General features: G+C 64.1%; 15 protein-coding genes. 7 read left to right on the plus strand and 8 right to left on the minus strand.

Features of this window, described 5'->3' with window-relative positions; genetic code table 11:
- The first annotated feature begins 7 nt into the window (after window positions 1–7).
- From OJ996_RS22485 to OJ996_RS22500, 4 genes are all read left to right on the plus strand, one after another.
- Entirely contained in the window at window positions 8–4,537 is a 4,530-nt protein-coding gene (locus tag OJ996_RS22485; RefSeq protein WP_264515946.1) for a beta strand repeat-containing protein, read from the plus strand.
- 382 nt (window positions 4,538–4,919) lie between these two features.
- Window positions 4,920–5,684 (plus strand): hypothetical protein, encoded by a 765-nt coding sequence (locus OJ996_RS22490; protein ID WP_264515947.1) that lies wholly within the window; start codon window positions 4,920–4,922, stop codon window positions 5,682–5,684.
- Window positions 5,685–5,855: 171 nt separating this feature from the next.
- The gene (locus OJ996_RS22495; protein WP_264515948.1) at window positions 5,856–8,234 is read left to right on the plus strand and encodes a PQQ-dependent sugar dehydrogenase; all 2,379 of its coding nucleotides are present in this window, start codon (window positions 5,856–5,858) and stop codon (window positions 8,232–8,234) included.
- A 183-nt stretch (window positions 8,235–8,417) separates the two neighbouring features.
- Complete coding sequence (locus OJ996_RS22500; RefSeq protein ID WP_264515949.1) at window positions 8,418–10,685, plus strand: FG-GAP repeat domain-containing protein; 2,268 nt, start codon at window positions 8,418–8,420, stop codon at window positions 10,683–10,685.
- 580 nt (window positions 10,686–11,265) lie between these two features.
- Here OJ996_RS22500 and OJ996_RS22505 read toward each other — a convergent pair.
- The 5 genes from OJ996_RS22505 to OJ996_RS22525 all read right to left on the minus strand — a co-directional run bounded on the left by OJ996_RS22505 (window position 11,266) and on the right by OJ996_RS22525 (window position 15,792).
- On the minus strand, window positions 11,266–12,651 hold the full coding sequence (locus OJ996_RS22505; RefSeq protein WP_264515950.1) for an FAD/NAD(P)-binding protein: 1,386 nt from the start codon (window positions 12,649–12,651) through the stop codon (window positions 11,266–11,268).
- A 50-nt stretch (window positions 12,652–12,701) separates the two neighbouring features.
- On the minus strand, window positions 12,702–13,433 hold the full coding sequence (locus OJ996_RS22510; RefSeq protein ID WP_264515951.1) for a hypothetical protein: 732 nt from the start codon (window positions 13,431–13,433) through the stop codon (window positions 12,702–12,704).
- A 154-nt stretch (window positions 13,434–13,587) separates the two neighbouring features.
- The gene (locus OJ996_RS22515) at window positions 13,588–14,769 is read right to left on the minus strand and encodes a porin (RefSeq protein WP_264515952.1); all 1,182 of its coding nucleotides are present in this window, start codon (window positions 14,767–14,769) and stop codon (window positions 13,588–13,590) included.
- A 266-nt stretch (window positions 14,770–15,035) separates the two neighbouring features.
- Window positions 15,036–15,221 (minus strand): YezD family protein, encoded by a 186-nt coding sequence (locus OJ996_RS22520; RefSeq protein WP_264515953.1) that lies wholly within the window; start codon window positions 15,219–15,221, stop codon window positions 15,036–15,038.
- Window positions 15,208–15,792 carry an RrF2 family transcriptional regulator gene (locus OJ996_RS22525; protein WP_264515954.1) on the minus strand — a complete coding sequence of 195 codons (585 nt, stop codon included), beginning with the start codon at window positions 15,790–15,792 and terminating at the stop codon, window positions 15,208–15,210. Before OJ996_RS22525 ends, OJ996_RS22520 begins: the two co-directional genes overlap by 14 nt.
- 124 nt (window positions 15,793–15,916) lie before the next feature.
- On the opposite strand from OJ996_RS22525, the gene OJ996_RS22530 reads away from it, so the two are divergent.
- Together OJ996_RS22530 and OJ996_RS22535 are read left to right on the plus strand one after the other, a co-directional pair.
- Window positions 15,917–18,466: a DUF1592 domain-containing protein gene (locus tag OJ996_RS22530; protein WP_264515955.1), complete on the plus strand. Its 2,550-nt coding sequence runs from the start codon at window positions 15,917–15,919 to the stop codon at window positions 18,464–18,466.
- Window positions 18,467–18,472: 6 nt separating this feature from the next.
- Window positions 18,473–19,822, plus strand: coding sequence for a DUF1552 domain-containing protein (locus OJ996_RS22535; RefSeq protein ID WP_264515956.1), 1,350 nt, complete (start codon window positions 18,473–18,475; stop codon window positions 19,820–19,822).
- On the opposite strand, the gene OJ996_RS22540 is transcribed toward OJ996_RS22535, so the two are convergent.
- Both OJ996_RS22540 and OJ996_RS22545 read right to left on the minus strand, forming a co-directional pair.
- A complete protein-coding gene (locus OJ996_RS22540; protein WP_264515958.1) occupies window positions 19,819–20,703 on the minus strand; it encodes an SCO family protein in 885 nt (294 codons plus the stop codon). The two genes, OJ996_RS22535 and OJ996_RS22540, sit on opposite strands and share 4 nt — an antisense overlap.
- 2 nt (window positions 20,704–20,705) lie before the next feature.
- Window positions 20,706–21,146: a thioredoxin fold domain-containing protein gene (locus OJ996_RS22545; RefSeq protein WP_264515959.1), complete on the minus strand. Its 441-nt coding sequence runs from the start codon at window positions 21,144–21,146 to the stop codon at window positions 20,706–20,708.
- Between the two features lie 114 nt (window positions 21,147–21,260).
- Between OJ996_RS22545 and OJ996_RS22550 the strand changes: the two genes are divergently transcribed.
- Window positions 21,261–22,484 (plus strand): DUF8832 domain-containing protein, encoded by a 1,224-nt coding sequence (locus tag OJ996_RS22550; protein WP_264515961.1) that lies wholly within the window; start codon window positions 21,261–21,263, stop codon window positions 22,482–22,484.
- 62 nt (window positions 22,485–22,546) lie between these two features.
- Here the strand turns inward: OJ996_RS22550 and OJ996_RS22555 are convergent, their stop codons facing one another.
- Entirely contained in the window at window positions 22,547–23,938 is a 1,392-nt protein-coding gene (locus OJ996_RS22555) for a YncE family protein (RefSeq protein WP_264515962.1), read from the minus strand.
- Window positions 23,939–24,830: the final 892 nt, after the last annotated feature.

The raw sequence follows: 24,830 nt of genomic DNA on the forward strand, positions 1-24,830 counted from the left end.
CAGACCCGTGACCAAAAAATCGACCCTGACCCGCCTCCCGATCCGATCTTCGATCATCGCCCTCTCCATCCACACCGTGGTCGCCGCCGACGGACTGTGGACGAATCCCGCCGGCGGTTCCTGGGCGAGCGCCGGGAACTGGTCCGCTGCCACCATCGCGGATGGCTCCGGCTTCACGGCCGACTTCAGCACGCTGGACATCGCCGCGGATGCGACCGTGACGCTGGATGGCCCGCGGACGATCGGCATCCTGCGTTTTGCGGATGCGACGACGCCGAGCAACAACTGGATCCTGGCACCCGGTACGGGTGGTCCGCTCACGCTCTCCTCGATCGGTGTGCCGCAGGTGCTGGTGAATAGCCAGAGCGCGGACATCGGCGCGGTGGTGGAGGGCACGCAGGGCATCAACAAGGGCGGCGCGGGCGTGCTGACGCTCTCCGGCGCGAACACCTTCAGCGGCCTGCTGCAAGTGGGCGCGGGCACGGTGAAGGCGGGCAATGCCGCCGCACTGGGTGCCGCCGGCGCCGGCAATGAAACCGTGGTGGCGAGCGGTGCGACCTTCGATGTGAATGGCAGCGCGCTGAGTCCCACCGAGATCGTCCACATCTCCGGCAGCGGCGTGGGCAGTGCCGGCGCGCTGGTGAATACCGGCGTGGCGCAGCAAAACGCCCTGAACCGCGTGGTGCTGAATGGCAATGCAACGGTGGGCGGCACGACGCGCTTCGACATCCGCCCGGGCACGGCGCCGACGCTGGATCTGGCGGGCTTCACGCTGACGAAAACGGGTGCGAACCAATTCAGCATGGTGGGCACCACGATCACGCCGGGCAGCATCGTGATCAACGAAGGCACCTTCAGCATCGAGACCACCAGCGTGGTGAATGCGAGCGGCCTGATCACCATCAATAGCCCCGGCATCCTGGGCGTATACGGGAATGCGATGGATGGCGCCACCACCCCGGCCCCGCTCTTCATGCGCCCGATCGTCTCGAACAACGGTACGATCTCCAACCTCAACAGCGACGCGAACATCGGCGGCACGGTGGCGATCAACACCGGCACCACGCTCACGCTGACCGGCGGCTTCACCACGCAGATGCGCGGGGTGATCTCCGGCACCGGCTCGATGCTGAAGACCGGCCCCGGCACCTTCGCCTTCCTGCCGGCGAATACTTTCGTGGGCAAAACCACGGTCACCGGCGGCCACCTGGGCATGCACAATGAAAGCGCGCTGGGCCCTGCGCCCGCGACCTTCCAAGCGGATCAACTGACGCTGGATGGCGGCGGCCTCTACACCGTGGCCGGCGGCTTCTTCTACATCGGCGGCGGTCCGGTCTTCTCCGGCACGCGCGGCATCACCGTGGGAGCGAACGGCGCGATCTTCGATGCCTACGGGCATGCCAACGCGCGCTCGCGCATCGGCCTGAACAGTCTGGTGAGCGGCCCCGGCGGCATCACCAAGAACGGCGGCGGCGTGCTGGAAATCCTGACACCGAACACCTACGGCGGCAGCACCACGGTGACCGGCGGCCCGGACATCTCGGATACCGCGGCGCTCGCGGCGATCCAGCTCGGCGACTACGGTGGTCTTAGTACCGGCGCGCTGAACTTCACGAACACCGGCGCGATCAACGGCCTGCGCTTCCTGGCCAGCGGCAACTTCACGAACAATGTCACGCTGAGCTCGGCGGTGGGCTCGCGCACGCGCTTCGTGGCGGATGGCAACGTGACCGCGGTGATCGACGGCTTGATCGAGGGCGGCAGCTTCGATGGCCCCGAACTGCAATTCGGCGGTGGTGCGGGCACGATCGTCCTGAACGGCGACAAGACCTACGCCAGCGATACCGTGGTGAACGGCGGCACGCTGATCCTGAACGGCTCGATCGAGGCCAGCGATACCGTGGTGAAGGCGGGCGGCACGATCGGCGGCTCCGGCACGGTGCGCCTGCTGACGCTGGAGGATGGCGCGACGATCCTGGCAGCGACCCCGCCGCTGAATAGCATCTTCGGCGTGGATGCCTTCAAGACCACCACCGGCGTGAACGTGCTGGTGCGCGGCGGCTCCCCCACCCCGGGCGTGAAGACGGTGGATGTGGTGGCCTATGGCGATGACACCGACGGCGTGCCACCGGACATCGCGAACTTCAACACCGCTGCTTACCGCGGTGCGACGCTGAGCGACGACACGGTGAACAACAAGATCACCCTGAGCTACACCAGCTCCGCGCTGACCTGGAACGGCACCGGCCCGAACTGGGACGTGGCGACCAGCGCCTCCTGGGTGGAGGGCACCGGCATGTTCTACCAAGGCGATGCGGTGACCTTCAACAACCCCGCCGCGGAGAGCACGGTGACGCTGGCCGGACAGCTCGCGCCCTCGTCCATCACGGTGAACAACACCAACACCTACACCTTCAGCAACACCGGCACGATCGTGAGCGGCTCGCTGGTAAAGACGGGCACCGGCATGCTGGTGCTGCCGGGTGCGAACTCCTTCGACGGTGGCACCACGATCAACGGCGGCACCATCTCGCTGAGCGCCTCCGCCACGGCCTCCGGCAGCAACAACCCCGGCGCGTTGGGCACCGGCCCGGTGACCGTGAACAGCACCGGCCTGCTGAAGCTGTGGATCGCGAACGGTGCGACGAGCTACTTCAGCAATCCGATCACGCTGAACGGCGGCCGCATCCTCGGTGAGGACGGTGTGAACGTGCTGAAGGGCGGAGTGACGCTCGCTGCCGGCGGCGGCACGATGTCCGCGAAGTGGAACAACAAGAACGTGGTGGTGGACAGTGTCATGTCCGGTCCGGGCAAGTTGACCGTCTATCGCGAGACGCCGAGCGGCGAGACGCAGGCATCGGTGATCCTGACCAAGGCGAACACCTATACGGGCGGCACGGACATCCTCTCCGGCTTCCTGCGCGTGGCCTACTCGGATAGCGCGCTGAGCACGGGCACCGTGACCTTCACCGGCGCGGGCACCCTGGCCACCGCGGTGAATGGCGGTCCGCGCACCGTCTCGAATGCGGTCTCGCTGCCCACGGGCATCATCGGCTCGCTGGATGGCGGGCAGTTCCCGCTCACGCTCTCCGGCGTGATCAGCGGCCCGGGCACGCTGCAATCGACCTCCTCCGGCCTGATCGTGCTCTCCGGCGCGAACACCTACACCGGCGGCACGAATGTGACCGGCACCGCGCTGCTGCGCCTGGATAGCCCGGGCGCGCTCGGCAGCACCGGCACCATCTCGATGACCGGCGGCACCCTGCAGGCCTCCGCGGCGAACACGGCGGACTACTCCGCACGCTTCTCCTCCGCGGCCGGCCAGCTCTACCGTCTGAACACGAACGGTCAGAGTGTCGCGTGGGCATCGCCACTGCTGAGCTCGAACGGCAGCCTGTGGAAGTATGGTCCGGGCACGCTGACCGTTACCGGTGCCAGCACCTACGGCGGCGGCACGAACGTGCAGGGCGGCGTGCTGGAGACGGCGCTCGTCTCCGATACCGGAGCAACCCCGATCGGCACCTTCGGCACGGCGGGCGGCAGCTTCCTGAGCCTGGGCGGCGGCACCTTCCGCTACACGGGATCGGCAGTGGTGAGCACCGCGCGCTCGCTGTGGAGCGATCAGGTGGCCAGCGGCATCGAGGTCACGAACCCGGCGGCGGTCCTGACCTTCACCGGCACGGGTGGCAACATCAACAAGCCCTTCACCAAGTCCGGTGCGGGCAGCCTGGTGATCACCCAGCCGATCAACAATGCAGGTACTACGATCACCGTAACAGGCGGCAACCTGACGCTGAACGGCGCGAACACCTATACCGGGGATAGCCTGGTCAGCGGCGGCACGCTCACGCTCGGCACCGCCACCCTGCCGAATACCGCGGATGTCCGCCTAGGCACCGGCGGTTCGCTGGTGCTGAACTTCGAGGCCACCGATGTGGTCGACGAGTTCTACATTGATGGCGTGGCACAGGCCGCCGGCACCTGGGGCAGCTTGGCCTCCACGGCCACGAACAAGACCTCGCGGATCACCGGCACCGGGATCCTGAGCGTGACCACCGGCGGCAGCGGCGGCGGCAATGCCTACGATACCTGGGCCAGCGCGGCCGGCCTGACCGGTGCGAACAATGGCAAGCTGATCGATGCGGACATGGATGGCTGGGATAACCTGACCGAGTTCGCGCTCGATGGTGCCCCGCTCTCCGGTATTCGCGGTGGCAAGATGGTCTCGAAGATCGCGACGGTGGGCGGGGTGTCCTCGCTCACGCTGACCCTGCCGGTGCGCACGGGAGCGACCTTCAGCGGGACCACGGAGAAGACCTCCGCGGCGATCAACGGGGTGATCTACAAGATCCAAGGGACCGAGACGCTGAGCAGCTATCCGCTGGAGGTGATCGAGGTGACCGGTGCGGATGCCACGGCGCTGCAGAGCGGGATGCCCGCGCTCTCCACCGGCTGGACTTATCGCAGCTTCCGCCTGGCCGGAGCGGTCACGGCGACCTCGAAGAAGTTCATGCGCGTGGTGATCTCGGAGGGCTGATTGGCTTTCCTGGTCGACGAAGATGGTCAGACGCCCCGGTGCTTCGGCACCGGGGCGTTTTTTTAAAATGTGAGGAAAGAACCGAAGGCAAAGTCTTTTGGTGATCTTAACTTTCAGGTTTTGTAACTAACTAATTTCAAGCAACTAATGCCTATTTATAGGTTGCAATAGATCAATTATAGCTATAGCTAGGGACATCCCTCATGTCCCAACCCCCGAAAAAGCCAAAAAAACTCTATGGAGATTCAAGACCGATTCCGGTAGAAGTCGCTGCAGCGCTTCTTGCAGCTCTAATTCTCATTCTCGTCCTCGTTGCGTGGCTCCCCTGATTTAAGACGAAATCCGCTCTTCCGAGAATAGTACTATTTTTTTGAAGGCCGTCATGAACAATCGGAACTCCAATTTCCTCAAACAGCTTGGCCTGACCCAAACTGCACTTGCCGACATTCTGAATGTAAAGCAACCGACCGTGCATGCGGGTCTCCAAAGAAATGCGGACTATTTCACTCCGCTTCGTCTCTCCCAACTCGCCAAGCATCTTCGTGACAATCTGCCGGACGAACTCGAAGCTTTTGAAGAGGCTCGCCAACTTTACATCTCAGACCCGAATTCATTCCAATCGGAAGAGCCCGGCAGATCAACCGCACTGGAAGCACTTGAATTTGCTCAGCAATGGGTTGTCGGAGACAGTCCCCGAGAACAACGCGATCTGGTTTTCGTCGACGACTTGCTGAAGTCGAGAGTCGACGACTCTGGCATTTCGCTCGTCTACGCAGTGTCCAACTGGAGAGGGGCAATTTCCCTTTTTAACATTCTGGCAGCGCAGATTGCCGGTAGAAACGATTGCATTCAGATCTACCTCTTTGAGATTCCTATACTGAGATATTTTCCCAAGCTCAGGATTCTCGATCCCCAATCGAAAGTTCCTAAAGTTTTCGGGCACCTTGCTAATGAAGAGGAAGCCTCTCTCTCCCCTTCTTTCGCAGAAGGACTCATTCAAATGTTTCGCGAGAACGGTTTGGGGCTGCTTTCAGACCGATTTGTAGACGACGACAAGATTCCTTCGTCCCCAGACTTCCGACTCGTGGCCAAACCGCTAGATTTCATCCGAGGCGAGCTGCCTTCGGCACATCTTCACGCTGTCTGATTCGAAGATCTTCCCGATGCTTCGGAAATGTTAGATACCCCTTGAACATCAATACCTTGAAGATCCCCATGTTTCCGGTAGGTTCCCTCCCGTCCCCCAAACATGGATCCTGTACTGTCTCCCCAGTCGCGCCATACCCTCCCCCGAACGCTCCGACTCCTCGCCCCGGGAATGCTTTGTTCCCTAGGCACCCTCGTGCCCATCGATGCGGCCACGACGCCGCTGGTGGTGCGGGTGAACGATTGGGCGGCAATGCCCCTGTCCGGCGATACGGCCACGGATTCCGGGCTGCGCGGTTATCTGGCGCGGGTGAACTTCATGCGGCCGGAGCCGGGGGGTGGCGGGCGGATCTGGGTCTGCGACCTGAATGGCAACCTGCACATTCTCTCCGCCGCGGGTTCCTTCGCGACCCGCAGCAGCCAGCTGCTCGATCAGGCGAAGACGCGCACGGCGTACCTCGATTTCAACGGGCAGTCCGGCACGACGCTGGATGCCGAGAAGGCCTGGGTGCCGGACAGCGCGGGCACCGATACGAGCGCGGTGGCACCGAACGGTTTGTTCCAGCTTTTCACGAAGCAGACGGGCTTTGCCAATGGCCTCGTGACCTTCGAGTTCGATCCGGCCTACGCGAGCAACGGGAAGTTCTACACGGTCCACATCGAGGCGGTGCCGACTTCCTCCAGCCAGGAGAGCGATACGCTGCGGCGACCGGTGACGAGCAAGTTCCCGGGCCTGAATACCACGGGCTACAGCTCCACGCCGCGGATCGCTCCGCCGACTGGCAGCACGACGCGCCAGGCGGTGCTGATCGAGTGGACCGATAGCAATCGCTCGAACCTGAGCTTCGAGGGCACGGCACGCGAGATCCTGCGGATCGGCTACAACAGCAACATCCACCCGCTGGGCGATATCACCTTCGACCCCACGGCGGTCCCCGGCAGCCCGGAGTATGGCGTGATGTATCTGGCGAGCGGCGACGGCAAGGCGGGCGAGACCTATAGCCAACGGCACAATCCGCAATATCTCAGCGGCCTGGTGGGGAAGATCCTGCGGATCATCCCGGATACCACGCTGCACAGCTCCACCAGCACGCTCTCCACGAACGGTCGCTACCGCATCCCGAACAACAATCCCTTCCGCAGCATCGCCGGGGCGCGGGCGGAGATCTGGACGCTGGGTCACCGCAACCCGCACCGCTTCGCCTGGCATGTGGACGAGGCCGGCGGGAACCCGGTGCTGCTCGTGAACGAGATCGGGCTCGATGGCTGGGAAGAGCTCAACCTCGTGAAGCGCGGGAAGAACTATGGCTATAGTGAACGCGAGGGCCCGCAGCAGCTCACCATCCCCTCCAGCGGGACCAGCTACGCGCTCTCCAGCCTGCCCGCGAACGACAAGCTGCTGATCCGCATCACCAACATCTCGAACGCACCCGGCGAGGTGACGCCGGAGTATCCGGTGCTGGCCTACTCGCATGCCTCGGGCCTGGGCGACGCGATCTCGAACGGCTTCTTCTACCGCGGCAATGCCATCCCCGCGTTGCAGGGGAAGTATGTGTTCGGCGACATCACCACCGGTCGCGTGTGGGCGGCGGAGTGGGAGGACCTGCTCGCCGCGGATGATGGCAATCCGTCCACCTTCGCCGAGTTCCAGCCGGTGAGCTTCGTCTGGGATGATCCGAATGACAGCCCGAACGGCGGGCTGGAGACCTACGATCGCTTGTTCAATGTCGTGCTCGGCGGCTATGACTTCCGCGGCGGTGCGGGGGATGGCCTGCCCGGTGGCAGCAGCAGCATGAATTCCGGCACGGGCCGCGCGGACATCCGCCTGGCACTGGATGCGGCGGGCGAGCTCTACGTGAGCAGCAAGAGCGACGGCATGATCCGCAGCCTGGGCACGGTCTACACCACGCAGCCGCTCGATCGCCTGATCGCGATGGGGACGGATACCTCCTTCAGCGTCACGCTCAGCGCGGGCAGCACACCCAGCTACCAGTGGCAGCGCCTTCCCGAAGGCAGCGAGACCTGGATCAATGTAAGCAACGGCTCGGTCTTCTCCGGTGCGACGACTGCGACGCTGGCGCTCGATTCTCCGCCCTATGATTACAATGGCAGCCTCTTCCGCAGCGTGGCCACGTGCAGCGGTGCGCAGGCGATTTCCTCGCCCGCGCGACTGGACCTGAGGGCGATTCCGGATGCTTGGCTCTCCACTTACTTCGATGCCGGCGAGCGGGCGAATGCCTCGATCTCCGGCGACCTGGCCGACCCGGATCGCGACGGGCTGACGAACCTGCTGGAGTATGCCTTCGCCTTCAACCCGGAGGCGGACTCCTCCGCCGTGATGCCCAAGCTGCAGCGCGTGGGGAACAACGTCCGGCTGGTCTTCCCGGTACCGCGCAGCAACGTGAGCTACACCGTGCAGAAGAGCACGAACCTGAGCAGCTGGAGCACGGGCGGGATCACGCTCTCGACTTCCGCAGGGAAAACCACCGCCACGGTGCCGGTATCTTCCGGGCCGAAGACTTATCTTCGGGTGTTGATCCTTCCACTTTGAAGGCTCCTTCACGTTCCCTTCACAGAGAATTCACTGTAGGTTCTTGGCAGACCGAATGGAACTACAATGTAACGTCATTGTGCCTGATTTTCATTGCCTGAACTGCGGCGTGGGGCTTGAAGGTAGGTATGTGGCACCCCACTCTAACCCTATCTCTCCTCGCTGCTTGTTAGTGCCTGTGCGGTGGAGTTCGAAGCTGGCAGGCAGATCACCAGTTACATCGGCAAGCCGGAGGAAATCGTTCCGGCCGATCTGGATCAGGATGGCGATCTCGACCTAGTCGTCCGAGCCGACGACGAGAGCTCGATCACGCTCTACGAAAACACGGGCCGCGGGAAATTCGCGCAGGGCGCGCTTTGGGAAGCTCTCTCCGGCGAGAGGATCCGCGGCATCGCGGACTTCGATGCGGACGGTAGCCCGGACCTGCTTCTGGCCAGCGCACCGGACGAAACCAATCAGGTAACGCTCAAGATCCTCTTCGGCAATGGCCTCTCGGGCTACGGCCCGCGCGAGAACTGGCTGGCCCCTTCCCTCGCCTATCCGGGGTTCCTCGCCGTGAAGGACGTGGACCTGAGTGGCAAGCCCGACATCATCACCGGCAATCGCGCCTTCATCGATCCCGGTCGTGACCAGCCGCTGGAGATCGTCAACTCCGTGGCCGAGTTCGTCACCGGCAGTGTCCGCTGGGCGGATATCAATGACGACGGACTGCCCGACGCGCTGGTCATCCGGCAGACGAACATCATGACTTCCCTGAACCTCGGCGGGGGCAGGTTCGGTCCGGTGAGCGAGTTCCCCGGCAATCTCGGCGTGGTGGAGGATATCAGCTTCGTGAAGGACGAACGCCTGCCGAACGGCCGCGGCTTCATCGTCATCCTCTCGGAGGGCGATAGTCAGCGGGCGGCGCTGGTGGTGGAAGGGGAAGGAGAGGGAGCAAACTCAAGGGTGATCGCCTCGCTTCCTCTTGGGATCACCTCGTCGGACGTGGAGGGTAGCTGGGTGGACAGCTTCTCGATCGCGCCGGGCAAGCCCTTGCTCGCCTCTGTCTTCGACTGGACCTTGGTTCCGCTCGGGCCCGATTACCCCTTCACGTCTACCGGCAGCAGCGTGATCCAGATCGACCACCGGATGCGCGGTGGCAAGACGACCCTGACCAAGAAGACCCGGCTGGCGCTGAATGGCGGCTCCAATCCTCTGGTCCATGCCGATCTCGATGGTGACGGCAAGGACGACCTGGTGGTGGCAAGCTGGCGCGATGGCGATACCGCGAGCGGGCAACTCCGCTACCATCCGGGCAAGGGCGGCGGCAGCTTCGCGGCCAAGGCGGTGGCGATCACCCCGCCGGCCACGGACGACACCATCGAGCATGTGGCCGACTTCGATGGCGATGGCGACAATGACCTGATCGGCCGGGGCATCTCGCCAGTGGACCACACGACCGAGATCTCGGTGTGGATCAACGACGGCAAAGCCAACTTCAAGCGCCGGGTTCTTTTCTCCGGCCTCTACCACGCGCAGCTCGTGAGCATCGCGGATCGCAATGGCGACGAGCGTCCGGACCTGCTGGTTTCCGGCGTGGCATGGAACAAGAAGAAGGGCGAGGGCGAGCGTAGTATCCTGCTCTCGCTTTCGCGCAAGGTCGGCAAACGGCCGACTGTCACGCTTTACAGCGAACCTGCGGACCACCCCTTTGATCAGGTGCGGGCGGGAGATTGGGACAAGGACGGCATTGATGATCTGCTCGTTTGGAAAGAGATCCAAAGCGGAGAGGTCCGGGGCTGTTCTTGGATCAAGGGTTTAGGAAACCATCGATTCGACGCCACGCCGCTGCCATTGGGTACCGGCTATGGCGAAGTGCTGCAGGACATGGACAAAGATGGCGACCTCGACCTGGTGCCGTCTCGCCGCCAGTTCCACGGTGTCGTCCAGACCACTTGGCGCGAGAACATCGGCGCTTACATAGTGCCGGTCGTCCGCGCGTTCCCGACGATCAGCGGCGTGAGCGTGGACAACATCTTCTCCGCCGAGGCGGACTTGGATGGCAACGGCATCGTCGATTTGGTCGGTGCGGTCACGAGCGTGGAGGGCGTGACCTGCCGCCCGCTGCTGGTGCATGTCGCGGCCGGCCAGATCAGCTTCACAACCTTCAATCCCTTCCCGCGCGGGGAGCCATGGTTCCAGAATACGACCAATGGTTCTCCCGCCGGTGCCATTCCCGAGCTGCTTCTCGCCCAGCGCCCGGCAGATGCACCGTGGACCAATATCATCACCGCGCACAGCAATCGCGGCACCGGGCAGTTCTCGAACGCCTTCAGCGTGGATCCAGCCAGCCTCGCGGATTGGGGACCGATCCTGTCCGGAGATCTGGATGGCGATCGGAAGCTGGACATCGTCAGCTCCACCGTCGCGATCCGTCCGCGGATCGAGTGGTTCAAGGGCGAGTCGAATTAGATTACCGGCAATGGACGCAGGCAGGCCGGGGCGCGAGCGATCGCCCCCGGCCTGTTTTTTTTGCCCTCCTGGTGCCCGGGCAAAAGAAAGCCCCGGCACCATGAAGGCACCAGGGCTGACCGGGTTTATTGGCAAAGGGGTGCTAACTCACTACCAACTTGGCGATCCACCAAAGCAGCGGCAGACCGACAATGGCCAGCAGAGTCAATTCAATGCTGAAGCGCCGCGCGTGATTCACCGCAGCCGCGTATTTTTTGGGCATGGAGGGTAGCCGGGGGGTATGCGGTTCCGGCGAACTTGTTGATGCCCTAGATTGCCTAACGGATTCAACCTGAGACTTCTAAAATCTCTGCGCGGAATCGCGGGAGTTATTCACAATTGGAGCGGGCTCCGAGCGGTAGCGGAAGGACTCTCGTCCTTCCGGCGGTTCGCGTCCGCCCCCAAGATCGCCATGGGCTTCCCACTCGTGGACACCCCAGCCGGAAGGACGGGAGTCCTTACCGCTACAAGAGAAGGCCCGGAGCCTTGCACGGCTCCGGGCCCCAACCACTCTCCATGAGAGACTGTCCTGTGATCCGAATCAGACAGCCGTTGCAAGTTCTGCGGCAGGCTCCAGGCCCTTCGCCAGACGCGCCGCGAGAGCCGCGGTGTGCAGGCGCAGTTCGGGAACCGCGGTCGCCTCGAAATATCGTGCCCGCAGCATGGGCCCGGTGACGTAGAGCCACTCGAGCGGATAGCCATTGCGCTGCAGCGCGCGGTAGTCCGCCTGGACCTGGGTGCCGAGGCGGTTCTCATCCGGCACGATGAAGCCGCGGCGGAGCAGGTTCGCGACCAGCGGGTGGTGCACCGTGGAGATATCCCGCGCCGGTCCGGTGGCATCGATGATGTGGTCCGCATCCAGCCAGCGGGTGATCGCAGCGCGGTTGCGCGGGGCGAGTCCGAGGCGCAGGCGGCCGTTCTTATTCTCCACCGAGACGATGGTGCCGCGCTTCACGTCCAGCTTGCCGGTATCGATGAGATTCTGGATCCGCTCGTGAGCCTTCGGCGCGCACTGGTGGCGGTGCACTTCCCAGAAGGGGCTGATGAAGCGCAGGAAGCGGTTGCGATCCCGCGGCGACATTTCCTGCCAGAGCGAGGGCGTCGCGGGACGCACCGCCGCGAAGACATCGCGCCAGTCGCCGCCATCCTTTTCATGCCGGGCGATGGCTTGGCGGAAGAGGCGCACGCTGCGGCGGAGATTCGAGTCCGGCAGCTCATCGAGTTCCGGCGGCTGCACCAGCGAGGCATTGCGATGCGGCCGCGGCAGCAGGCCATTGCGGGAGATCGCGTGGATCTCGGTGGCATTCCCCTGCCGCTCCAGCTCCAGCACCGCATCGATCATGGTCAGGCCGCTGCCGATCACCAGCACGGTCTGGCCCGGCTTGATCTTCTCGTAGGTCTCCGCGCTGCGGGCGGAGAGGGTGTGCTGGGCCCAGATCGAGCCGGAGAATGCGGAGCCCTGGTTACCGCTGGCCAGCACCACGCGGGAGCACATCAGCGCGCTGTTATCCTTGAGCGTGAGAACCGCCACGCTGCTGGCGGAATTCGTCTGAATGTCGATCACCCCGCGGCGATCGATCCGCAGGTTAGGACATCGCTGCTGTGCTTCCTCCAGACAGTACTTGATGTAGTCGCCATAGACGCGGCGCGGCAGGAAGTCGTCCGGCCCCACGGTCTCGCCCAAAGTACGACGGGCATAGTGGTAGAAGTGATCCGGCTCATCCTGGAAGGCGCTCATGCGGCGCGCCGGGATATTCATGAGCGCGTGCGGATCGTCCCGCCGGTAGGCCAGGCCGGGGCCCGCCTCGCCTGCCTCCTCGAAGAGGATCACCGGCCGGTCGGGCAGGCGCAGCGCGAGATGGATCGCGGTGAAGGTGCCGCTGAAGCCGGCTCCGATCACGGCCACGGGTGAGAGCGAATTCGACATAAAAGTACTAAATTTAGTATAGTATTACGTGAAATGAGTGACGGCAGTTCTCAGAAACGGGCCTTGCGAGCCTGACGGCGCGAGATCTTGGCCTGCGCGTGCACGAGGCGCGCGAGGAAGCGGGCCAGGCCATTCACGGAACTGGTATCGCTCCAGTCCTCCGGGATGATCAGGCGGACCTGCCAGCGTTCGTCGTGGCGGACCGGCTTGAGGTTCATGAGCGAGGGGAAGCGGATACCGCGACGCTCGCGGGCGGTGGCGAATTCACTCCCCTGCTCCAGCGATTTGTAGAGAGCCGGGCTGACTTCGCCGGAGATCAGGAAGTCGCTCACGTTCGCGGTCTGGACCTCGATCCAGCCATCGGCCGCCTGCTCCTTGAACTGGTCGGCGAGGTGGCCGAGGAGATCCCAATCCTCGCGGGAGGGGGCATCTTCATCCAGCTCCAGCGCCACGGGATTCGCCACCGGCAGCATCCGCAGCACGGCATTCCCCGCCAGGCGCGGATGCTGGCTCAGGATCTCGATGAACTGCAGCAGCACCTGCGAGGGCACCTGCGAGCCGGGAGTATTCCAGCCGATCATGCCGACCACAGGGCGGTCTTCAGGCGGCTTGCCCGCGCCGGTGTGGGTGAAGACGGGCGCTCCGTATTTGAACCCCATGTAATAGATCGGGAACTCGATGCGACCGGTGAGGTGCTCGGAGAATTCGCAGTGCTCCACATAGCCTTGGACGAGGTTCCGGAGATTCTTGCGAAGATCGGGATGCAAGGTCGTGATGTGCATGGTGTTTTTGTTGGGATTTGCGCCAAGCGGGCAATGCCCACGGCTTATTCCTACTTACACGTATATTTTAACCGGTCTAGGAAAAAAGCCGCCCGGAGCAGGAGGGTGCTGACCCTCAATGCCTACGAATCGCCGATTGCCCCCCTGCCGCGGCTCAGAAATAGACGCGCACCCCGGTGAGCCAGGTCAGGCCCTCGTAGTCCCCGCCGTTGCCGCCACCATCGAGGTGGGCGTACTCGCCGCCGGCCATGAGCTTCAGCTTGTCGCCGTAGATGAAGTACTGCGCGCCGAGGTAGAGCGCGTGATACTCATCGCCGCGGCCACCGCCGGTCAGGAAGGGAGCCTCGCCCTCGTAGCGGTTCTGGCGGATCACGCTGTCCGGGCCATCGCCGGTGGTGAAGCTGTAGCGGCCCACGAGTTGGAGGCGCTTCGGGATGATGTCGTACATCGGCTGCACGAACATGCCGAAGACATCGCCATCCCGGCCCTCCCCGCCCGAGCCGTTGAAGCCTTCCACCACCAGTTGAAAGGGGCCCTCCTGTCCCCAGAAGGTCGCGGAGACGATGTCGTCGTAGCGCGTGAAGAGGTAGTCGTCCTTGTCGTGACCGCTATGGATCCAATCGAGGCGGAAGTCCGCGCGCTCCCAGCCGAAGGCGGCCTTTGCATCGTAGCCGATGCCGGCACCCACGCTATACTCGCCGCCGAATTTCCCGAACTCCTTGTCGCTGTCGTTCGAGTAGCCGCCGACCTGCCATGAGAAGTCGCCCACTTTCCCCTCCGCGGTGAGGCCGAGGATGCGGTTCACGCGGAGCTGGTTGAAGACCTGCGAGCTGTCGAAGGTCTGCTGGAGGTCGCTCGATTGCAGCCAATCGAAGTAGCCGATCAGCGGCTTCATATGCCCGGCGGTGAGGGTGAAGCTCTTGGTCGGCTTCCACTTGAGATAGGCATCCTCCAGGCCGTTATAGAAGGGATCGAAGTTGTCCGTGCTCTGGAAGGTGGCGCGAAGTTCGAGAGTCTTCTCGAGCATCTTGGCATCGAAGCCGAAGCGGAAGCGGCGGTCCTCCCACTCCGCGTCATCTCCTTGGTCGGAGTCCAGCCAGTGGTACTGGCCCTGATACTTGCCGATCAGCTTGAACTCCTGGAGCAGCGGATTGGCGTCGTTCTTGTAGAGGACTAGACCGCCCCAGATCTTGTCGAAGGTGGCGGTCTCTTCGGCGGAGGGAGTGGCGAAAGGATCGAACTGGAAGGCGCCTGCGGAGGGGGCGAGCAGGGAGACGACTGCGGGAAGAAGCAGGAAGGGGACACCCGGGGTGCGGGTAGTGTAGGTGGATTTCATCCTCGGTTGGACAAGCTGCTTCCGAGGCGGGGCCGGAGGCAAACCCGGGTAGTGTCAGAGAGTCAGGAAAGTGGACTCACGGGATCTCGACACGAAAGGATCCCACGGACACCAACCCGAAAGCGGCGATGCTCGCCGCACTCCACAGAGCCTGCGGCTCCAAGGGGTCAGCGTAAGAAGCGACGACGTTCCTGTCGTCGCGGTGAGCGCGATGAACGGGGACAGGAATGTCCCCGCTCCCTAGCGCTTCGCGTGCTTCCGCCAAGTCAGGATCCGGATCCGTTCTCTTCCTTCGAGGACGGGAAGCGGGTCTTCTCGAGGCTATCGACCTGGGTCACGCGGCCATCGTGGACGATGACCTGAACGGAGCCGAAGCGGAGTTCTTCCACCTTCTTGCGGACCACCTCGACCCAGTCGGCCGGCGGCTCGATGGGAGTCTCATTCGCCTTCATGTTCTTCAGCCGGAGCGGTGGCGAGCTGGGACAGACCGACGAGGAAGCCATCGGCAGGGTCGGCCTTGCCGCGGGCGGAGATCGCACCCACCTTGGCACCGGCGAGGGAAGAGAAAGGCGGCGCAATGCCGTCGCGGCGCATCTTGCGCAGGGTGACTTCCACCACTTGGGCGAGGGTATAGCGGTCGAGGATGTTCGCGATCGCGTTCCGCACGTCGATCATGAGCATCCGGAGGCCGCAGTGGTCCTCATCCGGGCAGGTGCAGCGCTGGTAGGCGAACTCGCTGGCGCAGCAAATCGGAGCCAGACGACCGTCCATCAGGCGGACCAGGTCGCCGATGCGGATCTTGTCGGCCGGGGTGGCCAGTGCGTAGCCGCCGAGCTTGCCGCGCTTGGTTTCCACGATGCCGGCCTCGCGCAGTTCCTGGAGGATTCGCTCGATGAACTTGAGCGGCAGGCGGTTGGCATCGGCCAGCTCGACCCCGGAGACGGTGGGCAGGCCCATTTCGGCAGCGATACCCAGATGGATGGAGGCGCGGAGAGCGTATTCGGCTTTCTTGGAAAGATGCATCGGCGAATGTTGACCGATTGGTAGGCTATTAAATCCGCGAGTCAAGGCGAGTTTCCGGCCCGGGGTGCTGGAGCGGGCGGGATTTCCTCGCCATTGCAGGGGGAATTGCTTCATTGCTTAGGAGATGTTGAGCGTTGTGGAGATGCGCAGGGCGCTGGTGCCGGGCCTGCTCGCCTGTGGGATTTCGTCCGGCTCAGGGCAGGCGGCCGACCCCGGGCTGAAGGAGATCGTGGCGCCCTTCATCGAGAACCATTGCGTATCCTGCCACGGGCCGGAGAAGCAGAAGGGAAAGCTACGGCTCGACACGCTCTCCCCGGATTTCCGCAGCCCGCTCTCCGCGGAAAAATGGAAGGAAGTGCTGAACGCGGTGAACGGCCACGAGATGCCGCCGGAGGACGAACCCCAACCGGAAGCCGCGGAGGCCGGGCGCTTCGCCGAGTGGGTGGAGCAGCAGCTGGCCCGGGCCGAGATGGAGCGGCGCTCGACCCGCGTGGTGCTGCGGCGGATGAACCGCGCCGAATACGACAACACGATCCGCGACCTGATCGGGATCGACTGCCAGCCCGCGGAGGACTTCCCGGAAGACCCGCCTGCCGGGGGCTTCGACAACATCGGCCAGGCGCTCACGATCTCCCCGATGCAGGTGGAGCTCTACTATGCGGCGGCGCGCAAGATCCTCGACCTAGCCCTGCCGGAAGGGCCGCGGCCGGAGGGGATCAAGTGGCGCTTCGAGCCGGAGGAGAATACCGGCGGCATGGACCGGCTGCGCGTGAAGCGGGGCGAGGACAACATCCTGCTGAACGACGGCGAGAATCCGACCGAGAAGGGCTTCACCGTGGTGCACCACCGGGCTTGGAACAAGAACATCGGCTTCCGCTCCTTCCACGTGCCGGTAGAGGGCGACTACATCCTGCGCTTCCGCGCCGCCGGTCGCGTGCCGAGCCGCAAGCAGGTGGTGGAAGGCGGCGGCAAGATCGTCGCCCGGCATCGCGACGAAGAAACGGCGAAGAACCCGGAGGGCGCGAAGTATCATCAGGAGGATTTCGCGGCGAAGATGGAGATCTTCGCGAAGCACCGGATGTATGATTACGGTCCGCCTCGGGTGAAGATCACGCGCCATCTGGGCGGTGCGCCGCAGGTGATCGCGGAGATGGATGTGGATGCTCCCTTGAGCGCGCCGGAGGAGTATGAGGTCAAGGTGCACCTCACGCCCGCGGAGGGCGGATTCGAAATGGAGTATGCCTACGATATTCCTAGTACCCTGGAGAATTTCTGGATGCAGGAGCGGGACGAGTTCCCGCGGCCCGAGCTGCTGGTCGATTGGCTGGAGCTGGAGGGTCCGGTGATCGGAAGCTGGCCGCCGGAGAGTTCGCAGCGCTTGCTCTTCGACTCGGCCGCGAAGGATCAGGACGAGACGGCCTATGCACGCGAGGTGCTGGCGCGTTTCATGCCACGCGCCTACCGGCGGCCGGTGGAGGCGGCGGAGATCGAGGCGAAGCTGGAGCTTTTCAAGAAGGTGCGGGCGGAGAAGCCCAGCTTCAACGAGGCGATCAAGACGCCGCTGGCGGCGGTGCTGGCCTCGCCGCACTTCCTATATCTGGTGGAGCCCGAGTCGCCTGGCGCGAAGGCGAAGCCGCTGAACGGGCATGAGCTGGCGGCGCGGCTGTCCTACTTCCTGTGGTCCTCGATGCCGGACGAGGCACTCACCAAGCTGGCGGAGAGCGGCGAGCTGCTGAAGCCCGCCGAGCTGCGCAAGCAGGTGCGGCGGATGCTGGGCGACGGGCGCAGCGCGGCCTTCGTGACGAACTTCGCGGGCCAGTGGCTGGGGCTGCGGAAGGTGGGGGCGAATCCTCCGGCACGCACCCTCTACCCGGAATACGACAGGCATCTGGAAACCTCGATCATCCGCGAGTCCGAGGCCTTCTTCGCCGAGATCCTGCGCCACGATCTCGATGCGCGGAACTTCATCCGCAGCGAGTTCGTCACGATCAACGAGCGGTTGGCGCGGCACTACGGGATCGATGGCGTGCGCGGGGACGAGATGCGGCGGGTGGCGGTGACGCCGGACTCGCGGCGCGGCGGCTTGGTGACGCAGGCGTCCTTCCACTCGATCACCTCGAACGGCACGCGGACCTCACCGGTGCTGCGCGGCACCTGGATCCTCAAGACGCTGTTAGGCCGCGACCCCGGGCTGCCGGTGGCGAACGTGGGCGAGATCCAGCCGAAGGTGCCGGGGATCGACAAGGCGACCGTGCGGCAACGGCTGGAGATCCACCGCCAGCTGGAATCCTGCGCGCGCTGCCACGACAAGATCGACCCGCTGGGGCTGGCGCTGGAGAACTTCAATGCCGCGGGCGAGTGGCGCGACCAGGAAGGCCACGGCTACAACGGGCGGATCGAGAAGGATGACCCGGTGATCGACGCGAGCGCGAAGATGCCGGACGGCACGGAATTCAGCGGGGTGGCCGGGCTGCAGGCGCAACTGCTGAAGAGCGAGGATCTTTTTCTGGCCGCACTCGCCCGCCAGCTCAGCACCTACGCGCTGGGCCGCGAGCTGGGATTCTCCGACCAAAACGCCCTGCGCTCCTTCGTATCCACCATGAAGGAGGAAGACTACACGCTGCGCTCGCTGATCGAAGCCATCGTCTGCTCCGAACTGTTCACCACGAAGTAAGCCGCCATGAATCCGGTTTTCCACACTCCCCTCTCCCGCCGCACCGCGTTGCGGGGGCTCGGTGTCACGCTCGGGCTGCCGCTGCTGGAAGCGATGCTGCCGCGCACGCTGCATGCGGCACCCTCGACCTACCGGCCGCTGGCGCGATCCGGCGCGAAGCCGGTGCCGCGCGCGATCTTCTGCTACGTCTCGAACGGGGTGAACATCATGGACTGGGTGCCGGAGGCGAAGGGCAAAGGCTATGCGCTCTCCCCCACCCTGCAGACGCTGAAGGATCACAAGGAGCACTTCTCCGTGCTGTCCGGGCTGGGCCATCCGCGCTGTGCCGGTGGCCACAGCGGCGGCGATACCTGGCTGACAGGGGCGGACCTGCTGTCGGTGCCGGGGAAGGACTATACCAATAGTATTTCGATCGACCAATTGATCGCGGAGAAGGTGGGGATGAACACGCGCTTCCCCTCGATCGAGATCGGGGACGAATCGGGAACCGGCACGGCGACGCACAGCCACACGCTGGCCTTCGACCGGAACGGCACGCCGCTCCCCGCGGAGAACAGCCCGCAGCGCTTGTTCGAGCGGCTCTTCGTGGCGGATGATGCGGACTCCCGCGAGGCCACGCTGAAGCGCTATGCCGAGAAGCGCAGTATCCTCGACGAGGTGCTGGGCGAGGCGCGCGCGCTGGAGAAGAAGCTGGGGCAGGAGGATAAGACGAAGCTGGCGGAGTATCTGGCTGCCGTCCGCGAGACGGAACTGCGGGTGCAGCGGCAGGTGGCGTGGGTGGATGTGCCGAAGCCGCAGATCGAATCCAGCGGGCTCCAGCTCAACAGCAAGCCGGGCGACGCGCATGACCGGCCGATGTGGCTGGATGTGATGCTGGAGCTCTGCTACCTGGCCTTCGCCACGGATACCACGCGGGTGATCACCTTCGAGTGGGCGCGGGAGGCGGGCGGCTATGGCGTGGGCGGCGAGAATCACCACGAGCTCTCCCACCACGGCGGCGATCCGGGCACGCTGAAGAAGCTGGCCGAGGTGGATCGCGGGTATCTGGAGCGCCTCGCGCGCTTCATGGACTTCCTGAAGAACACCGATGAGGAAGGCCGCCCGATGCTGGATCACACGATGCTGGTCTATGGCTCCGGGATGAACAGCGGGACGAACGGCGATCACTCGCCGAAGAACCTGCCGCTGCTGGTGGCAGGTGGCAGCGCCTGCGGGCTGAAGCACGGCCAGCACATCGCGCACGATCCGGACAAGCACCCGCCGCTCTCCAACGTGCTGCTGACGGTGGCGCAGAAGATGGGCGTGGAGACGGGTGAATTTGCGGACAGCAGCGGGGAGTTCTCGGAACTGGTTTAGCGGGGCTGCGCGGGATTCGCAGCGGCCGCGTGGAGTTCCTTGGCCAATTCGGCGGCGGTCCATTCGCCTTCGACGAAGATCTTGCGGACCTTCCCTTCGCGATCGATGACGAGCGTGCGGAGGTTGTGCTGGATCAGGCCGCGGTCGTCCCAGAAGTCGAGACCGCTCTGGAGGGTGAGGGTGGTGATGTCCTTCAGCTCGCCGGTGGCGAAGAGCCAGCGCTCCTTGTCCTTGCGATGGGCATCCGCAAAGGGCTTCAGGATCTCCGGTGTATCGCGACGGGGCTCGATGGAGACGGAGAGCAGGCGCCAGTCCTTCGGGGCCGAGGAGCCTTCCGCCAGCAGGAGTTCTTCCGTTTCCTGGAAGAGCTTGTTCACGCGCGGGCAGAAGGTTGGGAAGGGGCAGCGGGTGTAGATGAAGGTGAGGGCGAAGGGCTTGCCCTTGTAGTCGGAAAGCTCGAAGGGGCGGCCGTGATCATCGACCAGCTTCGCATCCGGCAAGGGCTGTCCCGGCTCGATCGGCTTGAGCCCGGCGGCCTCCTCCTTCACGGCGGCGGCGCTGGCGGCGGGTGCGACGACATGGACCTTGTCGATCCAGCCGTCCTCGTTGGTGACATTGAGCCGGAAGGTGATGCCATCGCCCACGCCGACGCCTTCGAACTCCTTCGCATCGCGGGCTTTCAGGGTCATGGACATGGGTTCCATGAAGCCGGGAATCTCCTCGTGGTAGATGACCGCGGCGGGCACGTCCGGCTTGAGCTTCTCCACCACTCCCCTCACCTCGTAGGTGCGGATCTCGCCATCGGCGAGCGGCGGCTTCTCCGCGGCGGCGGCGAGACTGAGGATATAGGGAAGCGTGAGGATGATCTTGATCGATGACATGACTAAGGTGGGGGAATGGGAGTGGATGCCGTGGCGCCGGATTCCTGCGCCCGGGCAGCGATCCAGCTCTCGGTGATGGCAAGGACTTCGGGCGCGGACTCCTCCTTGTACTCGAGGCGGGCGAACTCCGTGCCATCGGCACGCAGGGCGACGAGCGTGGGCCAGGACTTGATGCCCAGCCTGGTGGCCCAAGAGGTATTCTCGGCCAGAAGCTCGGGCGCAGGCGGCTTGCGCTGCGGGAAATCCGCATTCACGAGGGCGAAGTTCTTCATGAAGCGATCCGCGAACTCCGCATTCATGAACACGGTTTCATCGAGCTTCAGGCCGCGGGCGCTCCAGTCCGATCCGGTGAAGACGACCACGGCGAGGCGCTTGGTGATCGCGGCATCGGCGAGGGCATCCTTGATGGTCGGCGACCATGCGATGCCGCAGGCATGGAGCATCGATTGACTTAACAAAATCGCCACCGATGCTCCGATGAGACGGCACCTCCATGAATTGCTATTTTGATACATGATTACTTGATCAATGTTTCTTCCGGTCTAAGAGGTTCCACCATGCCGCAGCGCAGCACCCTCACTTTCCTCCACGCACTCGCAAGTCTCACGGCGGCCCTGAACGGGCAACCGACGAGCACTACCGGTGACACGAAGACCATGCCGCGCACGGCGGCGGAGGCACTCTGCGGTCCGGAGATCGTGCTGCTGGGCGATGCCTGGGAGCACGTGCAACTGGAGCGTGACGCGCTGCGCCAACTGGCGAAAGAAGGCGACCTGGTGATCGTGCCGCAGAAGACCGCGGCGCTGCGCTCTCACCTGGTCTTCATGCAGAACCGCAGCGTGATGATCTTCGGCGAAGCGAGGAAGGCTCTCGACGCTTCGATCGCGGAGGCGCAGGCGATCTTCCCGCGGGTGAATGCGCTGGCGCTGACCGAGAAGCGGGAGGAGCTGCTGAGCCAACTGCCGACTCTGGAGAAGCTGCTCCTGAAAGTCGGCGAGCAGTATCCGGAGGAGGCGCTGGTGTCCTCCAGTGCGGCGAGCTTCCTGCTGCCGCCGGTGGTGCCCACGCTGTTGATCGACCTGCAGGCGACTCCGCCGCGGGCCGGCGAAGAGAGCGTGGTGCGCTTCCGCCTCAAGAATGGAAGCGGCAAGCCGGTCACGCCGGACGACCTGCACACGACTCACACCGAGAAGCTGCACGCGCTGCTGCTGGACCCGCAATTCCGCGACTACCATCACGAGCACCCGCAGCCGACGGGCACGCCGGGCGAGTATGAATTCCGCTTCACGCCGAAGCACGACGGGCCCTACCGGCTGTGGCTGGACGCGATGCCGGTGGCGACGGGGCGCGGCGAGTTCCCCATCTCCGAGCTGAGCAAGATTCCGCGGCCCTTCAAGAAGACGGCGATCCCCACGGAGCAGGTGCTGGCCACCACGGTGGATGGCTACCGCTGCGAGCTGGCGCTGCAGAATGGCGAGCTGCTTTTCGGCAGGCCGGGCATGGTCACGCTCGCGATCGCGGATGAGAGCGGCGAGCCGGTAGACACGCTGCAACCGGTGATGGGTGCCTTCGCGCACATGGTCGGCTTCGCGGATGATTTCCAGACCATCCTCCACATCCACCCCACGGGGGGCATGCCGCTGCCCGGTCAATTTGGCGGGCCGCGGATCGACTTCCAACTGCGCCCGAGCCAGCCGGGCTGGCTGCGCCTCTACGTCCAATTCTCGGTGGAGGGTAAGGAGCATCTGGCGGAGTTCGTGGTGAAGGTCACGGTCCCCTGAGGCCTGGAGGCAGCACGTTCACGAGCGCGCACTGCCTCCAGACGGGGGGGAGGAAACTCAACTCAATCGTCCGAGTCCACGGGCACACGGAACTTGCGGATGTGGATGCCGTGCGGATCGGAGCGCTCGACGCCGGTAGCATCCTTGTTCGTGGTGGGGATGACGCGCAGGAGCTTGCCGACCTTGCCGCGCTGGCGGACATCGATGACGCCAAGTCCCGGGGTGAGGCCGACGGCGTTGTTGAAGGCGGGGTTGTTCCCTGTCAGGGGATTCGGCCCGCGTAGCGAAGCATAGGCGCGGTCGCCATCCGGCGAGAAGCGGATGAGGTCCGGGGCGGGATCCGCGGAGGGCGCGCCGCCGAGCAGGATCTCGTTCACGATCTTGTCCTTGTCCGGATCGACGACGATCACGCGGTTGTCCGCGCGATCCACGACCCAGAGGTGGTCCTTGTGCGGGGTGAAGACGAGGCCGTGTGAATCCGTGCGGCCGCGGGTCTCCGGGGTGACGGGCGTGGGACCGTGATCGAAGACGACCTTCGGCGACGGGGAGTTCGGGGTGAGGATCGGCTTCTTCGCGGAGAAGGACTTCCACGGCAGCGTGTAGAGCACGGATTGATAGCCGATGGTGGCACCGCCACCGCCGCCGGAGTTGAAGTAGAGCTTGTGATCCTTCTGTACGGCGATGAGGCCGGCGGGCTCCACGAACTCCTGCGTGTACTCCGCCACGATGGTGATGGGCGTGGTGCGCGCGGTGACCACGAAGGCCCCGCCGCCGCGCAGGGTGACGAAGGCGAGGTCCCCCTTCGTTTGCTCGGGATAGGTGATGATGGCGGCATTGTCCGGTCTCAAGGCCGCACTCTCGCGCGGGGCGCCGCTCGGGGTCAGGCCATTGGCGAGATCGAGGGTGGCGGTGTTATCGAGCGAGAAGGTGTTCGTGGCGTAGTCGGTATCGATGCGCTGGACGAGCTTGCCGTTCTGGTTCGCCACGAGGATGTAGTCTTCATCCGGTGAAGGATTCGAGGCATGGGCCTGCACGCCGACATCCACGGCGTAAACGATCTGGCGCGTGGCGGCCTCGATGATGATGAGGTGGCCGGTGGCGACGAAGGTAATGAGGGCGTGGGTGCCGCTCTTGTTAAAGCTGATGTAGTGGGGCCGCACGGGCGCGGTGCCGGTGACCTGCTTGATGTAGTCGGCATTCGCGCCGCCGAGGGAGATCGTCTCCACCACGGGATTCGGATTGCCCGCTTCCTTGAAGTCCTCGCCGCGGTAGATGTGGATGTTTCCCCCGCTATCGAGGGAGCCGTTGCCATCCGAATCATAGGTGTTCGATTGGTCGATAAGCCAGATCTCATGGCGGAGCGCGAGCTTCTGGCCGGCCTGCGCGAGCGATGCGCTGCCAAGGGTGAGGGCGAGGAGCGGCAGTGCCGCACGACGATAGGATGAGTATTTCATGTTGGAGGTACAAGTCGGTTCATGCCCGATGAGGGCGATGGATGGCCTCCGGAGCTCCGGTCAACCTGGGGAGGAGGAAGCGGCAGATGACTGCTCGCCCGGACCGCCTCCACTCACGGGGTCGGCGGTGCGTCGCTGCCCGGCGTGGACGCATCAGGTGCAGGGACGACGGACGAAACTAGAGTCTTTGGTAGGAGATTCGCAACTGAAAATTTCCCCGCGGGATGCCTGCCCCTGTGCATGACAGAAATAAAGTGAGATATCTTGTACGTTCAGCGGTCCTCCGGTCATTTAGAAGTATATGACTGTAGAGCGAGGCAACATGGCGGGCTATCGAGGGAGCGGCAGCGGATTTGAAGAGTCCGGGCAGGGCATGGCATGTGCCATTTGCGGGGCGACGAGCAGCGCCGACGGGAAGAAATTCATCAATCCTACCCGGCTGCGGACTCACATGCTGGAGTGCCACCCGGAGGCGATCGGGAAGAGCGTGCCGACGCACGGGATGAGGCCCGCACCACGGCCGGCGGTGGTGAGATCGTGCCGGTGTTGCGGGTTCGGGACGAAGGGAGATTACCGGAGAGGGCCGGAGGAAAACGGTTCCTTGAGGGAGTTGTTCCGGATTTGAGGGGGGGCGCTTAAGGTGGGGAAGAGGAACGGCAGACGTCCTATTCGGGACCTAGTTCTTGCCCGCGACCTCCCGGTGCCCCTTCAGGGCACCAATCTGCCAACGATGTGACCCAGGGTTGCGTCGCGATGCTCCTTACCTGATCTTTCCTCGAAAGTGAGGACACGGGAAGTAGGGTAACTTCCCAGAACCGATGAATCCGAAAGATCCGCTGCGCCCCATCTCCAATCCGGCCAAGCGCAGGCAATACGACGAACAATTCAAGCG

It is taken from the genome of Luteolibacter rhizosphaerae (genome assembly GCF_025950095.1).
Taxonomy (GTDB): domain Bacteria; phylum Verrucomicrobiota; class Verrucomicrobiia; order Verrucomicrobiales; family Akkermansiaceae; genus Haloferula; species Haloferula rhizosphaerae.

What these genes read in the sequence shown, in the direction of transcription:
- OJ996_RS22510 (WP_264515951.1), bottom strand. Translation starts at nt 13,433, where the DNA reads ATGCACATCACGACCTTGCATCCCGATCTTCGCAAGAATCTCCGGAAC.
- OJ996_RS22490 (WP_264515947.1), top strand. Translation starts at nt 4,920, where the DNA reads ATGAACAATCGGAACTCCAATTTCCTCAAACAGCTTGGCCTGACCCAA.
- OJ996_RS22535 (WP_264515956.1), top strand. Translation starts at nt 18,473, where the DNA reads ATGAATCCGGTTTTCCACACTCCCCTCTCCCGCCGCACCGCGTTGCGG.
- OJ996_RS22520 (WP_264515953.1), bottom strand. Translation starts at nt 15,221, where the DNA reads ATGAAGGCGAATGAGACTCCCATCGAGCCGCCGGCCGACTGGGTCGAG.
- OJ996_RS22530 (WP_264515955.1), top strand. Translation starts at nt 15,917, where the DNA reads ATGTTGAGCGTTGTGGAGATGCGCAGGGCGCTGGTGCCGGGCCTGCTC.
- OJ996_RS22495 (WP_264515948.1), top strand. Translation starts at nt 5,856, where the DNA reads ATGCTTTGTTCCCTAGGCACCCTCGTGCCCATCGATGCGGCCACGACG.
- OJ996_RS22545 (WP_264515959.1), bottom strand. Translation starts at nt 21,146, where the DNA reads ATGCTCCATGCCTGCGGCATCGCATGGTCGCCGACCATCAAGGATGCC.
- OJ996_RS22540 (WP_264515958.1), bottom strand. Translation starts at nt 20,703, where the DNA reads ATGTCATCGATCAAGATCATCCTCACGCTTCCCTATATCCTCAGTCTC.
- OJ996_RS22550 (WP_264515961.1), top strand. Translation starts at nt 21,261, where the DNA reads ATGCCGCAGCGCAGCACCCTCACTTTCCTCCACGCACTCGCAAGTCTC.
- OJ996_RS22505 (WP_264515950.1), bottom strand. Translation starts at nt 12,651, where the DNA reads ATGTCGAATTCGCTCTCACCCGTGGCCGTGATCGGAGCCGGCTTCAGC.
- OJ996_RS22515 (WP_264515952.1), bottom strand. Translation starts at nt 14,769, where the DNA reads ATGAAATCCACCTACACTACCCGCACCCCGGGTGTCCCCTTCCTGCTT.
- OJ996_RS22525 (WP_264515954.1), bottom strand. Translation starts at nt 15,792, where the DNA reads ATGCATCTTTCCAAGAAAGCCGAATACGCTCTCCGCGCCTCCATCCAT.
- OJ996_RS22555 (WP_264515962.1), bottom strand. Translation starts at nt 23,938, where the DNA reads ATGAAATACTCATCCTATCGTCGTGCGGCACTGCCGCTCCTCGCCCTC.